The sequence below is a fragment of the Fangia hongkongensis FSC776 = DSM 21703 genome (assembly GCF_000379445.1).
In the GTDB taxonomy this organism is placed as follows: Bacteria; Pseudomonadota; Gammaproteobacteria; order Francisellales; family Francisellaceae; genus Fangia; species Fangia hongkongensis.
Genome location: NZ_KB902251.1, coordinates 238,130 through 252,644, shown reverse-complemented (window position 1 = coordinate 252,644; position 14,515 = coordinate 238,130). Strand labels below are relative to the sequence as shown.

Sequence of the window (14,515 nt, the reverse complement as noted above, 5' to 3'; positions counted from 1 at the left end):
TGCTGCTTAAAACATTACAGCATTTTAAGGTAAAGTGCTTTTTCAGTGATGACTGGGGCAGCTACACGAAATATATTCCTGAGAGATATCATGAGATAGGGAAGCGAAATACACAAAAGATTGAGCGTAAGTTTCTAACCTTTAGGACAAGGATTAAAAGGCTTGCTAGAAAGAGCATTTGTTTTTCAAAAAGTGAGTTTATGCATGATACTGTGATTGGTCTTTACATCAACCGAGTCGAATGGGGAAGAAACATATAAAAGACAAAGTAAAACACTACCAAAATGATCTTTTGTATGCTAAAAATCATATTGTTGGTGAGTTAAAAATAGGCATTCCGCATAGTTTGCTTGAGTACATCCTTAATGATACGCTGGGTGAGTTACCGAAGAAAGTTCATTTAAATTGGGTCGTTGGAAACTATTTGCCTTATCTTTATGAGAAGAGTTTTGATGCGGTGATTTTCTGTGGCGCCTTACCCATGGGAGATTTTTATGCAAAAAAAGTGGGCACATGGAAAAAGGTTGTGTGTGCTTCAAAAAACTATTTGAAAGAACATCAAAAATTAGATTGCCCAAGTGCGCTTTTATCGCATGATTGCCTTGATCATATTGATAATTTTCAATCAACATGGCAGTTAGATCAAAGTTATCCCATTCGAATTACACAGCGCTGTTCATCCTCTTCATTGATCGCACAAATGGCTGAAAATGATTTAGGTCTTTGCTATTTGCCGTCATTTACAGTTAAAAAACAGCTTGAAGCTGGAGATTTGGTGGAAGTCTTAACACCTTATACAACACAGCAATTTGATATCTTTATGGTCACAAAAGAGCCTATAGCAGACACACGTAAGTTGGCACTGATCCATAATTTTTTCAAACAATGTTTGTAATGCACATCAAACAGTATACAGGCTAGAGGGCCACAGGGTAAGGCAAGGCTTCTTTTTGTACATGTTTGACAAGAATAAGCCCAATAGCGCCAATGCATAAAAGTCCCATCATAAAAAAGCTGAGTCCATATACAGGGTGAATATGCACAAAGGTTAGTGCGACTAAAGGCGCTGCACCTGCAAGGCCATTGCCGATGCTATAGGAAAAAGCACAGCCCGTTGTTTGCCACTCTGATTCAAATATTTCAGCAAAAAGTGGAGAAATAGCCCCTTGAATGGCTGCCATAAAAACGGTGAATATGAGCATGGAGAGCAAAATCCACAGTGGATTGCCACTTTGAATGAGATGAATAAGTGGAATGAGTAATACAAATAAGAGCGTGCCGGCAATATAAAAGAGCCGTTTAGCACCAATATAATCAGCAAAATAACCAAAAATAGGATATAAAATGCAGGCGATTAGCAAGGTGATACTATTTACCATAAAGGCAGATTGCTCATTGACTCCCAATTCACTAATTTGGTAACTAACAAGATAGGTAAACACAACATAATATAAAGATGCTGCCATAGTCGTTAAACAGGTGACCGCTAAGATAGCCTTGTATTGCCTTAGAAGAGCGATAAAGATATTTGCCTTTTTATCTTTGTTCTTTGAAAAAGTGTAGTTTTCATTACGGTTAAGAAATAAATACACTAAAAACAAAAGGCCACTTAGTGCAAAAGGAATACGCCATATTAATTGTGTGTCATGATGTGAGAAATAACTAGAGGCAAAAAAACCAACAATAGAGGCAAGTAAAAAACCAAGCGATGAGATAGAGAAAACAAGACCCACGGCAAAGCCTTTTTCACTATGATAATCTTTAACTGATAATGAAATAAGTCCAGGGAATTGGCCGCCAACGGATAAACCCTGCACAATACGCAAAAGGATAAGTAAGATAGGTGCTAAGAGGCCGACCGTGTGATAATCAGGCAAAATGGCAACAATAAAAGTTGAAATCCCCATAGCAATAACACAGAAGTTCACCATGGTTTTAGGGTGGTAACGATCACTAAAAAAACCGACGACCAGCCCACCAAGTGGCCTTACAATAGAGCCAAGGAAAAAAGTGGCAAAGGTTAATAGTAAACTGACATAAGGGTCATGTGATGGGAAAAAGTCTTTAGCAATGAAAACCGCAAAGTAGATATATAATGAGAAGTCATACCACTCAATGATGTTGCCAAATGACAGTCGAGCGAAGCCCGCTATATTCTTGCTCATGCTACTTATAGTTGAATACACTTCTTTGTAAGCCTGACATGAATTAACTGAAATTCCAAGGGCAGTTGCCTAAATAGTTTTAAATAACCTGATTATCGTAGATGAAATAATGCTTGTTTTAATTGTTATTTTTGCAGGAAATTAAATAAGCTGTTAGCTGGGGATGTAAGTTATTGGAGGTAAAATGACACCATTTGAATTTAGAGAAAAAATGAAACAAGGTAAACTTGTTCAACCAACAGCAGGTCTTTGTCAGGGGTTTGTGCAGGCAAATGTAGTGATTCTGCCACAAAAGTATGCTGAGGAGTTTTTGGTGTTTTGTGAACAAAATGCGCAAGCATGCCCGGTGATTGCTAGCACAAGGCCAGGAGAGGTGCGTTTTTCTAAATCCGTCGCTAAAGATAGTGATATTCGCTACGATCTTGCAAAGTATCGCATTTTCAAACAAGGCGTATTACAAGAGAAAGTGCTTAATGATATAAGCCAAATTTGGCAGCATGATTTTGTTAGTTTTTTAATTGGTTGCTCCTTTACATTTGAAAGCGCACTGATGGATGCAGGTTTGCCCTTACGTCATATTGACTCTGGTTGTAATGTATCGATGTATAAAACCAATATAGCGTGTAAGCCTAAAGGTGTATTTTCTGGCAATATGGTTGTGAGCATGCGCCCATTTGATAGAGATGTGGTAGAGAAGGTGATTGAAATTAGCTCAATGTATCCTAAAATGCATGGTGCTCCTGTGCATATAGGCTCACCTGAAAAGATTGGTATTATGGATATCAATGCACCAGATTTTGGCGATAAGGTTGAGATTAAAGAGCATGAGGTGCCTGTATTTTGGGGCTGTGGCGTAACACCACAGCTTGCGCTAGTTAATGCGCGATTACCTATTGCAATCACACATAGTCCAGGATATATGTTCATCACCGATATCCCAGAGGGAAAATACCGCCAAAAGCCTGTGTTTAACGAAGATGATGCCACTTGAATCTTATAGATTAAGATCTACACTTTTTAGTACGTAAGCCAAAAGGATAGATGTAATGAGTGTGTCTATTGCCGTTGTTTTTGCATTAATTGCAGGCGTTTTTAATGGGTCATTTACCGCACCAAGTAAGTATATTCACAGTTTTTCTCATGCAAAAATCTGGCTTTTATGGTGTTTTTTTGGCCTCTTTTTTGTCCCAATGTTAATCACGGTATTCAGTGGATCTGATGTTCTATATGTGTTAACCAACACGCCTATTATAAGCTTACTAACATTGTTTGTTGGTGGTGTGATTTATGGTATAGGGCTGATATTTTTTATTTTAAGTTTCCATCGTATCGGCATCGCACTTGGCTTTATTATTAATGTTGGAACAGGAACGGTGCTTGCTTCATTGTTTGGTTTACTCTCAGTGGAAGATGCATCGAGCAGGTTTATTATTTTTCAGATGATTGGGCTTGTCTTATTTATTATTGGCATGCTTTTCTCGATTATTTCAGGGAAACTGCGCGAGCGTGAGAAACAAGCACAAGATATTAAACATACTGGTCGAATTATTCATAAAAAAGGTGCGTACTTTATTGGCATTATCTTTGCGCTTTTAGCAGGGGTGGCTTCTGCTGTTGAAGGCATTAGCTTTAGTCTTGGTATTTCAGATATAACAAAAAGTGTTGCAAACACAAGCTATAGTACAGTCATTTCGCCGATTAGTATTCCTTGGTTTATTATGTGTATAGGGATGTTTATCCCGTTTTTTATATACTTTTGTTATCGTAATATAAAGCAAATGGATATTGTGGATGAAGATAAATCAAAGCGGAAGAAAATCAATACTGGAATGAGTTATTTTTACACATTAATCATGGGGCTTTTGTTTTTCTTAGCATTGATTTCATATGGTCTTTCTACGCGTTATGCTGGAGTATATACCAATACGATAGCATGGCCAACGTTTATGATTTTCATCATCTTGACGTCTAATTTTTGGGGATGGTTGCAAGGAGAGTGGCGTGGTGCCAGTAAGTTAAGTGCTATGATGCTAATTGTATCACTGGTGATATTTATTATAGCGGAAGTCTTTTTTAGCTTTTCATCAATATAGTAAGTGTGGGTTTTTAATATAAAGGAGAAATCAGAATGGCCAGCATGCGAATTGAAACAGATAGTATGGGCTCTATTGAGGTAGATAACAGTAAATATTGGGGCGCGCAAACTGAACGCTCTATTATTCATTTTTCCATTGGGGAGGATTTGATTCCTCATGAAGTTATTAAAGCTATGGGAATCTTAAAAAAAGCGGCAGCGCTTGCGAATAATGAGCTTGGCATTTTATCTGATGAGAAAAAAGACTTAATCGTAAAAGCGGCAGATGAGGTGATTGATGGAAAGCTAAAATCTGAATTTCCACTTCATGTTTGGATGACAGGCAGTGGGACGCAGTCGAATATGAATGTAAATGAAGTCATTTCAAATGTAGCGATTGAGATGGCAGGCGGTGTTTTAGGGAGTAAAAAGCCTATTCATCCAAATGATGATGTCAATATGTCGCAATCCTCCAATGACACCTTTCCAACTGCAATGTATATTGCAACCGCGTATGAAGTGAAAACGAAACTATTGCCTGCTGTTAAAATGATGCATAAAGACTTGGCAAAAAAGGCAAAAGATTGGGATGATATTGTCAAAATTGGGCGCACGCATATGCAAGATGCAGTTCCATTAACCTTAGGGCAAGAGTTCTCAGGTTATGCTGCACTATTGAAAAAAGATATCTCGAGAATAGAGCATGCACTTCATGATGTTTATGAGCTTGCTATTGGTGGCACAGCGGTGGGAACAGGGTTAAATGCCCCCTCTGGCTTTTCAGAGAAAGCTGCCGAACACATCGCCAAATTAACAGGGTTACCCTTTGTGTCAGCGGAAAATAAATTTGAAGTGCAAGGATCACATGATGCATTAGTTGCAATGATGGGAGAGATAAAAACCCTGGCGGTGTCACTCTTTAAAATTGCCAACGATATTCGTCTTTTAAGTTGTGGTCCAAGAGCGGGCTTTCATGAGCTATTGATTCCTGAGAATGAGCCAGGTTCGTCTATTATGCCGGGAAAAGTAAACCCAACACAATGTGAAGCAATGGCAATGGTAGCTGCACAAGTTATGGGCTATGATATGGCGGTTTCGATTGCAGGAAGCGCAGGCTATCTAGAGATGAACGTCTATAAGCCGATGATGATCTTTAATATCATTCAGTCTGTTCGCTGCATCTCTGATAGTTGTATCAACTTCACTAAGTTCTTACTAGAAGGGGCAACACCTAATAAGAAAAAAATCGATCAATATTTACATGAATCATTAATGCTTGTTACTGCGCTCAGTCCACTTATTGGTTATGATAAAGCATCTAAAATGGCGCATTATGCTGCGGATAATGATTTGACATTAACAGATGCCAATAATCATTTTAAATATCTCTCTGATGCAGAATTTAAAGCAGCGCTTGATCCCTACAAAATGGCGAAAGGTGGTAGGGTATAAGAAAAATATTAAACTGGAAGGGGTAAACATTGACTCAGATTGCTTTATATCTCTTATTTGCATTGATTACTGTACCGATTGCTAAACGATTAAAGCTAGGTTCAGTTCTAGGCTACTTAATTGCGGGGGTTCTTCTTGGCCCACTTTTTGGTCTTATTGGCTCTGAAGCATTAACCATACAGCATATTGCAGAGTTTGGTGTGGTGATGATGATGTTTTTAATTGGCCTTGAGTTAAGGCCAAAAAGCATTTGGCAGATGCGTTATCAGCTGCTCGGGCTTGGTACAATGCAAGTGCTGATAAGTGCATTGATTCTCACTGTTTTAATGGTATTTCTATTACAATTTACTTGGCAAAGTGCCTTGGCTGTCGGGATGGTTTTAGCGCTATCCTCAACGGCAATTGTGCTTCAGTCTCTGCAAGAGATAAAGCAAATGAATACCAAGGCTGGCCAATCTATACTCTCGGTACTTATCGCGCAAGATATAGCAGTTATTCCTATTTTCTCAATATTACCCATTTTGGTGGTCGGAGATCAGGTGATTAATACTCAGCATCAAAGCTGGTTATCACATTTTCCAGCTGGCATTCAAGCACTGATTATCTTTGTGATTATCTGTTTAATGGTGCTTATTGGGAAATACATCATGCGTTATGTATTTCGCTATATTGCCCAGACGAGGCTTGCAGAGATTTTTACAGCACTCGTATTACTGTTAATTATTGGTGTAGCATTAATGATGGAAAGTATTGGGCTCTCTGCTGCGCTTGGTGCATTTATTGCAGGTGTGATTCTCTCAGGCAGTGAGTATCGTCACGAGATTGAAAGCCAAATATCCTCTTTCAAGGGTTTGTTAATGGGGGTGTTTTTCATCTCAATTGGCACCAGTATTCACTTTAGTGTGCTACAAGCACATTGGCAGCATATCATACTCTATGTGATCGTATTAATGCTAATTAAAATGGTGGTATTGATGCTGCTGGCTAAAATTTTTCGGCTTAAAGGGGCTGATTTTTGGCTCTTTAGCCTGTCTTTGACACAAGGTGGTGAGTTTGCATTTGTGCTTCTAAGTTTTGCCGTTAGTCTTTCTGTATTAACCATGGGAGTTTCAGAGATAATTACTTTGGTGGTTATTTTATCAATGATCATTACTTCAATATTATTTTTAATGTATGAAAAGGTTATTTTGCCACATTATCAGGGGAGAAATAATGCACCTGAAGATAGTATTGCCCATCAAGGAAAAGTCATTATTGCCGGAGCAGGCCGCTTTGGGCAAATTGTCGCGCGGGTGCTAAGGGCGAACAAATATGAATCGGTTATTTTAGATTATGACAGCAATATGATTAATACCTTTAGAAGATATGGTAACAGAGCCTACTATGGTAATGCATTAAACCCAGAGATGTTGCTTGCCGCGGGTATTGAGAGCGCTGAGGTATTTGTGGCGGCAACCAATGATCAAGAAGCTCAAACAGCGCTTGTACATTTGATTCGCCGTCACAGCTCACGTATTCAAATTATTGCCAGAGCAACCAATCGCCACCATGTTTATGAGCTAGAAGAAGCGGGGGCGAATTATGTTATTCGTGAGACATTTGAGTCTGCTGCCAAAGCAGCCGAAGAAGTATTAATAAAGCTTGGAGATAGCAAAGAATCAGCGTTTGAGAAAGTCAGTATTTTTAAAGAGCATGATCAAAAAACGTTGGAGAAGTTAAAAACACTATGGTTGAAAAGTGGTGAAAGTAAGGTGTATATCAATCAGTTAACTGCAAATTCAGACACCTTATCACAGCTGATGCAAACTGAAAAATCTGAAGATCAAAACCCTAAAGAGTAAAATGATGTCATGTTCTTTTGTATTGGATTTAGCGTCGGTGAGGGTTCTCACAAATACGTTTTTTTAACCAGTAAGCTAAGTTCTCCATCTCTGTTGAGGGATTGTTATTTTGATGGATAAGGAAATAATCCCAGTTTTCATTTTTCATTGGCTTACCAATGGCTTTTAATTGGTTATTGTTAATCATATCGCGAACAAATAGCTCGTGGGTGATAAGCACACCGACTTTATTAAGACAAGCGTGAATTGCTTGCACAGAGTTTCCAAATTGTGTGAAATGCTCTTTTTGAGGCATGGTGATATTATGAAAATCACTCCATGTCTTCCAGTCTGATTGGCGAAAGTAGATGCCATCAACCATTAATGGCTTATAGGTTTGTAGTAAGGTTGTTAAATCATGCTCAGCAACAATATCAGCATGCCCAACAGCAATGAGCTGATCGTTACATAAAAACTCCACCTTGTTATTTGGCCAGTTGGATTTTTGACCATAACCGATAATGAAATCAACTTCATGCTGTTGCGTGGGTGGCAAAGACCAGTTGGTTGAAAGGCGAACATCGGTGTGTGGGTTTTTAGCATAAAACTCCCCCAAATAGGGAATTAAACAAAAAGTTGAAATTGAATTTAATACGCTGATTGTCATGGTGTGGGTTTGAAATTGAGAAAGCTCTCTTTTAGCATCAGAAATTGCGCTCATAGCCGGCTTTATTGCATCTAAGAACAGCTTGCCTTTCGTGGTAAGCTTAACCGTATTATTCCCTCTGATAAACAACTGACAATTTAGATCTTGCTCTAATGCTTTTATTTGCTGGCTGATAGCAGGTAAAGTGAGATAGTGTTTTTGAGATGCAATTAAAAAGCTTTCACTTTCTGCTGCGGTGATAAATACAGGTAAGGTTTTCATTGGAGGGTAGTTCATTTTCAAGCTTGATTAAATTTTTCTTAATCTTAAGTATAGAATTTGAAAATTTATTAATCAATATCAGTGCGATATGATAAAGCTATCTCAGCAAAAGATAGAGGTGATTATCATGAAAAGTATTCCTTATTATTTATATCGTGGCGGTACTTCTAAAGGTCCATTTTTCTTTAAAAAAGATTTACCAAGTTCAAAAGAAAAGTGTGATGAAGTGCTTAGAAAAATAATGGGCAGTCCTCACCCATACCAAGTGGATGGTATTGGTGGCGGTGTATCTAATGCAAGCAAAATTGGGATTTTATCGCTTTCTAATCGTAATGATGCAGACATTGAGTATATCTTTGGCCAAGTTGCTGTGTTATCAAATGAGGTCGATACCAGTAGTGATTGTGGCAATATGACAACAGCGGCAGCATGTTGTGCAATAGAGGCACATTTGATTGATGCCAAAGAGGATGAAACAAAAGTAAGGGTGTATAGCCCTGCGACGGATTCAGTTAAAGAGATAATCGTGCCTTGCAAGGATGGGAAGGTGCTATATGAAGGGGATTATCATATTGATGGGGTAGGGTCTACGGGTTCTGTTATAAAAATCTCTTTTTTGCACCCAAGCGCCTCTCAAACCGAAGCCATTTTTCCATCAGGCAAGATGTTGGATATCGTTGATGGTATTCCTGTGACATTAATCGATTGTGGACGTGCATTAGTAATTGCTAGAGCATGTGATTTTAATATTAGTGATGAGCAAAGTAATGAAGCATTGGAAGAAGATATTGAGCTCAATCGTGCTATAGAAGCATTTAGATTAAAATGCGCAAAAAAAATGCACATCACACATCCCTGTCAGACATTTCCAAGAATTGCGCTTGTCAGTGCACCAAGAGCGAAAAATCAGAGTATTTATGCACGCTACTGGAGTAATCCAACAGCAAGACAGATTCATCCGGCAATGGCGATGACAGCTGCAATGGCACTTGCTAGTGCTGTTGTCTCTAAAGGGACAATTTGTGCTCAAAGTAATAAGCAGTTTGATGCTGATGATCATACTAAAGAAGTCTATATTGGGCATGCACAAGGGGAGGTGGAAATTGATATCACAGGGCATGACTCTCCATTAGATGTCGCTGAGTGCACTTATAAAAGAACAGCAAGATTGCTTGCTAAAGGAGAGGTGTATTATTGCTAAATGCAGTATTAAAGAGGGCTAGCTATTTAACATTTACTGAATGGTAACATAGTTCGAACGCTTAACAACCTTGTCATCTAGCTCAATGCCGATGCCGGGTTTCTCAGAAACTTCAAAGTAACCATCTTTAGGCTGAGGATCTTCAATGCAAAGTTCACGATTAAAGTCTTTAAGCGCATAGGTATGATGTTCGTGGATGATAAAGTTTGGAATGGCCGTTTCCAAGTGGAGGCTCGCAGCGGTTGCCACAGGACCGCCACAAACATGCGCTTGAATTTTAACATCATACATATCAGCATAATCACATATTTTCTTCGCTTCAGTCAGACCACCACAAAGGCCGATATCTGGTTGTAAGATATCAATAGTTTGTGACTCAATATACTCTCTTACCCCGTGTCGAAGATACAACCTTTCTCCGGCAGCGATGGGAACAGTGAGTTTATCTTTAAGTGGGTGATGTAATTTACTATTTAAGTAATTAACAGGCTCTTCAAAATAAAGGCAATTAAAGTCTTGAGCAATTTCACCTAGCTGAAGTGCTGAAGTTAACCCCGGCAGAGAATGACACTCAAAAATAATATCTCCATTATCACCCAGAGCATCACGAATTGCTTGTAGTCGTTCACGAATCAGATGTAAATGATTTCTACGAAATGGCAGTGTACAGTCATAAATCGTATCGCCTTTATGATCAAACATCATCGGGTCAACTTTCACAGCATCATAGCCCTCAGCAACTGCTTTTTCGGTTGCTTTGGCATAATCCTCTGGTTTAAAGAGCGTTTTTCGCTCATAGCAATCCCAGTCAAACTGTAGCTGACTTGCATAGGTGCGAAGTTTTTTATTAGTTTTGCCGCCTAATAGTTTATATACAGGCAAACCAAGTGCTTTGCCTTTAATATCCCATAAGGCTGTGTCAATCGCACTCATTGCAGCATAAATAACAGGACCTCCTCCCAGTCCCCAGAAGCTTTCTCTTAGCATGCGGTTCCAGATATCTTCACTATTAAAAGGATCAATGCCAATGATCATTTCCTGTGAAAACTCCTTAATCATATTGGCAACAGCAGAATGACCAAGATCATAGGCTAGGCCTGCCTCACCTGTGCCATGTATCCCTTCATCTGTAAAAATTCGAACAAAAACAGGAGTCCATGCCGGTCGTTTTGGGCAATGGATGTCGAAAACTTCAATTTTAGTTACTTTCATTAGTGCTGAAACCTTGAGATATAGCTTTTCTTATAGCCACTATAGCCAAGGTGCAAAGTAGATGGCAAGGAAATTACTTCCATGCATCAAATTTATGCATAAAAACCAAATTGTAAAATGCTGAATTCTGATCAACCTTGTTTTATGCAGGTGAAATATGCAAATAAAGACAAAAAACATCCATTTTAAGACATTGTATATTGCCTTTGTTTTTCTTATCGCTTGTTTTTAGTTTTAATGGATTGCCAATATGCATATTGGTATCAATAGTCAAACGACATAACAGAGAAATAAAAGAGAAGGGAAGATCCATGATAACTAAAAAAGTAATGATGCTATCAGCTGTAGCTGTTTTATGTTCCTCCGCGCTGTATGGTGGTGAACTTGAGCGTTTTAATAATGCGAATGTTTCCAAACTAGCAGAATTTACAATTGAAAATAGTAGAGCGAATAACTATCAGATGTTAAGTAGTGACAGTGTAGTAAAAGAGAATATGCTCAAACCAACTACACACAGAGAAAAAGGCAATATTCGTTATCAACGGATGCAACAATATTATAAAGGCATTGAGGTGGCAGGTGCTGAGGTGATTGTTACTGAAGCTGTCAATAATGCCTCTGGAAATACGCAGATGTTGGCATTAAATAATGCAAGCACAAAGGTGAATGGTATTATTGTTCGCAATTTAAATGTGGATACAACAGCGAATATTAGCAAGGAAGATGCGATTAAAGAAGCAATCAGCAACTACCAAAGGACGGCAAATGGTTATGTGATTGATGACAGCAAAGAAAACGCCCCGCTTGCAAAACTGCAAATTATATCTGATAAGAAGGCAGATAGACTGGCTTATCTTGTTAGCTTTAGTGCAAGCCATGTCAGTCAAGCGCCACAGAAAATGCGTTATTATGTTGATGCTAAAACTGGCAGCGTGATCAACTATTGGAATAATTTGCAATACTTTGAAGATCGTGGCCCTGGGGGAAATGAGAAGGTAAAGCAGTATTTTTATGGTGAAGGGGGAATGCCTTATCTTGATGTTGCAAGGGAGGGCATTATTTGCACCATGAATAATCCGCGTGTGCGTGCGGTGAACCTGGAACAGAATTACAGCGAATATAAAACATCAGCTTATCGCTATCTATGCCGTCAAAACTATGGTGAGTATGTTAATGGTTCATATTCATCTTTAAACGATGCTTACTACTTTGGTGAGCTGATTATTGATATGTATAAAAACTGGTATAACTTGGATGCCTTGTTTGATAGTCAAACGCAGAAACCAATGCAGCTTATCATGCGGGTGCATTATGGTCAGGAATATGAAAATGCATTTTGGAATGGTGAAAATATGACTTTTGGAGATGGTAAAGATCGTTTCTACCCACTTGTCTCTTTAGATGTTGCAGGGCATGAGGTAAGTCATGGTTTTACAGAGCAAAACTCAAGTCTTGTTTATGCCAATGAGTCAGGTGCTTTAAATGAAGCCTTTTCAGATATGTCAGGTCAGGCAGTTCGTGCGTATTTGCTTAACTTAGATGAAGCGGCATACCAAAAACTCTACCCGTATGATAAGTCAGGTAAAATTGGCTGGGGCTTGGGTGAAACGATCACAAAAGGCAAGAAGCATGATGCACTTCGTTATATGAATAAACCTTCTAAAGATGGTGGTTCAGCAGATTGCTATGATAAAGCGATTGCTGGTGAAAAATGCAAAATCACCTATGATGATGTTGTAGTGGCAGCAAAAAAAGCGTATCCAACGGATTTATCCCGCCAGCAAAGTTACATTGTACATAAAGCCAGTGGTATTTATAACAAGGCATTTTATTTGTTATCGGTTAAATGGGGTAAAAGCCATCAGGAGAAAAATCCAAATAATATGCTCTCAAATGCCTATGCTGAGGGAGTTAAAGAGGCATTTGCTGTTATGGTGCAGGCAAATTTAGCTTATTGGACGCCTAATATCACAATGGATTATGCTGCATGTGATGTTATTAAGGCAACTGAAGATCTGGGTTATTCTCAACAAGATGTCAAAAAAGTATTTAAAAAAGTTGGGGTTTCTACAGCGCAGTGTTAGCTCGCTTTACATAAGCATTGGAGCCTGTATTTTCACTCTCTTGGCAGTAATTGATAAACCATTTGCTGGTTGCAAAGAAGTAAAACAAGCTGCCAAGGACAATGGTGATATAGATTTCATGAAATAGATAATTGCCCCACATAAGAATATAAAAAGGCAAAAGAATAATAATCTGTTTAAACAATCTATCTTTTAGAGAGCTTAAAAGAAACATGATCGCAACGAAACTCAGCGCAACATTCGAGATGAAAATGCCGTCCCGTGTGGCGGTATTTAACAATAAGCAAATAAGAATAAAAGCGATCCAACCAAGCATAAAATTTTTTCTCAAGGCGGCCATACTAATGGGACCTGACATATAAGAAATCACATTAAAAACCGTAACAACAACCATAAGTGTTGCCCAGCCAGAGGAGTTTAAAAAGAAGAAAACCGCAATAATCAGGTTGATCAGCATCGAAGGCTTTGAAAATCCTCTCGTTGGAGAGATATTATCCAGAAATTTTGGTGCTTGTCTAACTTGTGCCATACCAACTAGCATACGAGAGGATGCGCCAAGGTAAGTATAACCAGTTGCAGAAGGGGCAATCACTGAGTTTAAAATTAAAATGATTGACATAAGATGAAGGCCTAAAATGCCTGCCAAATCAATCATTGGTGCATTAAAGTGAAGCCCAAGCCATCCTTGTGCTGCTAAGTAACTGGCAGGTATTGCACTCATAAATGTAAATTGTAGAATTAAATAAAAAACAAGTGTCACTGATACAGAAAGAAAAAGTGCTAAAGGGATGGTTCTTTTGGGGTTTTTAAGTTCGCTGGCAAAGGCACCAATCGTTTGAAAGCCATTAAATGAATAAATCATCCCCGCGCCAATCATTGCAAAGATAGAGGAGGAAATGCCATATTGTGGTGTGCTCTGTGGTAGATGGAAGTTGCCAAGTGTAAAACTCGCGATAACCAGTGCAATCATAACAATAAAAGGGGTGGCGATTTTTAATATGGTCACGATGTTGTTGATGCGTGACATAAACTTAATGCCATAGTAGTTAACAAGTAAAAATAGTAGTAATAGAACAATGCCAACAGCCTTTCCATATAGTGTCAGTGTGCCATTTACGGCAAAGTGGTTGCCTAAATAAAACGATAGATATTGTGTAGAGGCTTGAGCTTCTGTTGCAACGCAGGCAATAATTCCAAACCAGTTCACAAACGCAAAAGGCAGTCCAAATGATCTATTATGTGTCAAAGAGCATATTTTGGCAGTAATGCCTCGAACGGGGTATTTAATAAATCCATGTGTAAAACAAAAAGCGATTAGCATAATAAAAAGTGCTGAGATGATCCAAGCAAGAAAAGCATAATTCCCTGCAAGTTTTGCTGCGATCATGGGCGCAAATAACCAGCCTGATCCAATCATGCAGGTTACGCCAATCAGTGTCGCACTCAATAAATTAATCTTGTGCATTATTTCCCCTTGTAATTGTACAGTGCTCATTCAAACTAGCATTAGATATATTCATTCTTGTTGTACACGCCCATTTTTGTAAATCCATCACGTAGATGAGCGAGTGTGAATTTA

Annotated in this window: 12 protein-coding genes; 8 read left to right on the top strand and 4 right to left on the bottom strand. The window is 38.7% G+C overall.

Annotated elements, in window-relative coordinates:
• Both A37Q_RS16105 and A37Q_RS0107230 read left to right on the top strand, forming a co-directional pair.
• The coding region (locus tag A37Q_RS16105) for an IS1 family transposase (RefSeq protein WP_018299615.1) at nt 1–260 on the top strand (260 nt) is incomplete at its 5' end.
• On the top strand, nt 242–895 hold the full coding sequence (locus tag A37Q_RS0107230) for a LysR substrate-binding domain-containing protein (RefSeq protein WP_018299614.1): 654 nt from the start codon (nt 242–244) through the stop codon (nt 893–895). The genes A37Q_RS16105 and A37Q_RS0107230, both read left to right, overlap by 19 nt.
• 22 nt (nt 896–917) lie before the next feature.
• On the opposite strand, the gene A37Q_RS0107225 is transcribed toward A37Q_RS0107230, so the two are convergent.
• The gene (locus tag A37Q_RS0107225) at nt 918–2,165 is read right to left on the bottom strand and encodes an MFS transporter (RefSeq protein ID WP_018299613.1); all 1,248 of its coding nucleotides are present in this window, start codon (nt 2,163–2,165) and stop codon (nt 918–920) included.
• 184 nt (nt 2,166–2,349) lie between these two features.
• Between A37Q_RS0107225 and A37Q_RS0107220 the strand changes: the two genes are divergently transcribed.
• From A37Q_RS0107220 to A37Q_RS0107205, 4 genes are read left to right on the top strand one after another with little or no spacing between them, the layout of a single operon-like run.
• Nucleotides 2,350–3,156, top strand: coding sequence for a putative hydro-lyase (locus A37Q_RS0107220; protein WP_018299612.1), 807 nt, complete (start codon nt 2,350–2,352; stop codon nt 3,154–3,156).
• Nucleotides 3,157–3,211: 55 nt separating this feature from the next.
• Nucleotides 3,212–4,258 carry an L-rhamnose/proton symporter RhaT gene (locus A37Q_RS0107215; protein ID WP_018299611.1) on the top strand — a complete coding sequence of 349 codons (1,047 nt, stop codon included), beginning with the start codon at nt 3,212–3,214 and terminating at the stop codon, nt 4,256–4,258.
• 35 nt (nt 4,259–4,293) lie between these two features.
• On the top strand, nt 4,294–5,691 hold the full coding sequence (fumC, locus tag A37Q_RS0107210) for a class II fumarate hydratase (protein ID WP_018299610.1): 1,398 nt from the start codon (nt 4,294–4,296) through the stop codon (nt 5,689–5,691).
• Nucleotides 5,692–5,720: 29 nt separating this feature from the next.
• On the top strand, nt 5,721–7,532 hold the full coding sequence (locus tag A37Q_RS0107205; RefSeq protein ID WP_018299609.1) for a monovalent cation:proton antiporter-2 (CPA2) family protein: 1,812 nt from the start codon (nt 5,721–5,723) through the stop codon (nt 7,530–7,532).
• 28 nt (nt 7,533–7,560) lie between these two features.
• On the opposite strand, the gene A37Q_RS0107200 is transcribed toward A37Q_RS0107205, so the two are convergent.
• A complete protein-coding gene (locus A37Q_RS0107200) occupies nt 7,561–8,454 on the bottom strand; it encodes a LysR family transcriptional regulator (RefSeq protein ID WP_018299608.1) in 894 nt (297 codons plus the stop codon).
• A gap of 112 nt (nt 8,455–8,566) precedes the next feature.
• Here A37Q_RS0107200 and A37Q_RS0107195 point away from each other — a divergent pair, with 112 nt between their 5' ends.
• Nucleotides 8,567–9,640 (top strand): PrpF domain-containing protein, encoded by a 1,074-nt coding sequence (locus A37Q_RS0107195; protein ID WP_018299607.1) that lies wholly within the window; start codon nt 8,567–8,569, stop codon nt 9,638–9,640.
• A gap of 33 nt (nt 9,641–9,673) precedes the next feature.
• On the opposite strand, the gene A37Q_RS0107190 is transcribed toward A37Q_RS0107195, so the two are convergent.
• Nucleotides 9,674–10,852 carry a mandelate racemase/muconate lactonizing enzyme family protein gene (locus A37Q_RS0107190; protein ID WP_018299606.1) on the bottom strand — a complete coding sequence of 393 codons (1,179 nt, stop codon included), beginning with the start codon at nt 10,850–10,852 and terminating at the stop codon, nt 9,674–9,676.
• 311 nt (nt 10,853–11,163) lie between these two features.
• Between A37Q_RS0107190 and A37Q_RS0107180 the strand changes: the two genes are divergently transcribed.
• The gene (locus A37Q_RS0107180) at nt 11,164–12,936 is read left to right on the top strand and encodes a M4 family metallopeptidase (protein ID WP_018299604.1); all 1,773 of its coding nucleotides are present in this window, start codon (nt 11,164–11,166) and stop codon (nt 12,934–12,936) included.
• On the opposite strand, the gene A37Q_RS14890 is transcribed toward A37Q_RS0107180, so the two are convergent.
• Complete coding sequence (locus tag A37Q_RS14890) at nt 12,920–14,401, bottom strand: APC family permease (protein WP_018299603.1); 1,482 nt, start codon at nt 14,399–14,401, stop codon at nt 12,920–12,922. The two genes, A37Q_RS0107180 and A37Q_RS14890, sit on opposite strands and share 17 nt — an antisense overlap.
• Between the last annotated feature and the right edge of the window lie 114 nt (nt 14,402–14,515).

Coding starts and splice junctions, on each gene's coding strand:
- A37Q_RS0107200 (WP_018299608.1), bottom strand. CDS start 8,454: ATGAACTACCCTCCAATGAAAACCTTACCTGTATTTATCACCGCAGCA.
- A37Q_RS0107195 (WP_018299607.1), top strand. CDS start 8,567: ATGAAAAGTATTCCTTATTATTTATATCGTGGCGGTACTTCTAAAGGT.
- A37Q_RS0107220 (WP_018299612.1), top strand. CDS start 2,350: ATGACACCATTTGAATTTAGAGAAAAAATGAAACAAGGTAAACTTGTT.
- A37Q_RS0107180 (WP_018299604.1), top strand. CDS start 11,164: ATGATAACTAAAAAAGTAATGATGCTATCAGCTGTAGCTGTTTTATGT.
- A37Q_RS0107215 (WP_018299611.1), top strand. CDS start 3,212: ATGAGTGTGTCTATTGCCGTTGTTTTTGCATTAATTGCAGGCGTTTTT.
- fumC (WP_018299610.1), top strand. CDS start 4,294: ATGGCCAGCATGCGAATTGAAACAGATAGTATGGGCTCTATTGAGGTA.
- A37Q_RS0107225 (WP_018299613.1), bottom strand. CDS start 2,165: ATGAGCAAGAATATAGCGGGCTTCGCTCGACTGTCATTTGGCAACATC.
- A37Q_RS0107230 (WP_018299614.1), top strand. CDS start 242: ATGGGGAAGAAACATATAAAAGACAAAGTAAAACACTACCAAAATGAT.
- A37Q_RS14890 (WP_018299603.1), bottom strand. CDS start 14,401: ATGCACAAGATTAATTTATTGAGTGCGACACTGATTGGCGTAACCTGC.
- A37Q_RS0107190 (WP_018299606.1), bottom strand. CDS start 10,852: ATGAAAGTAACTAAAATTGAAGTTTTCGACATCCATTGCCCAAAACGA.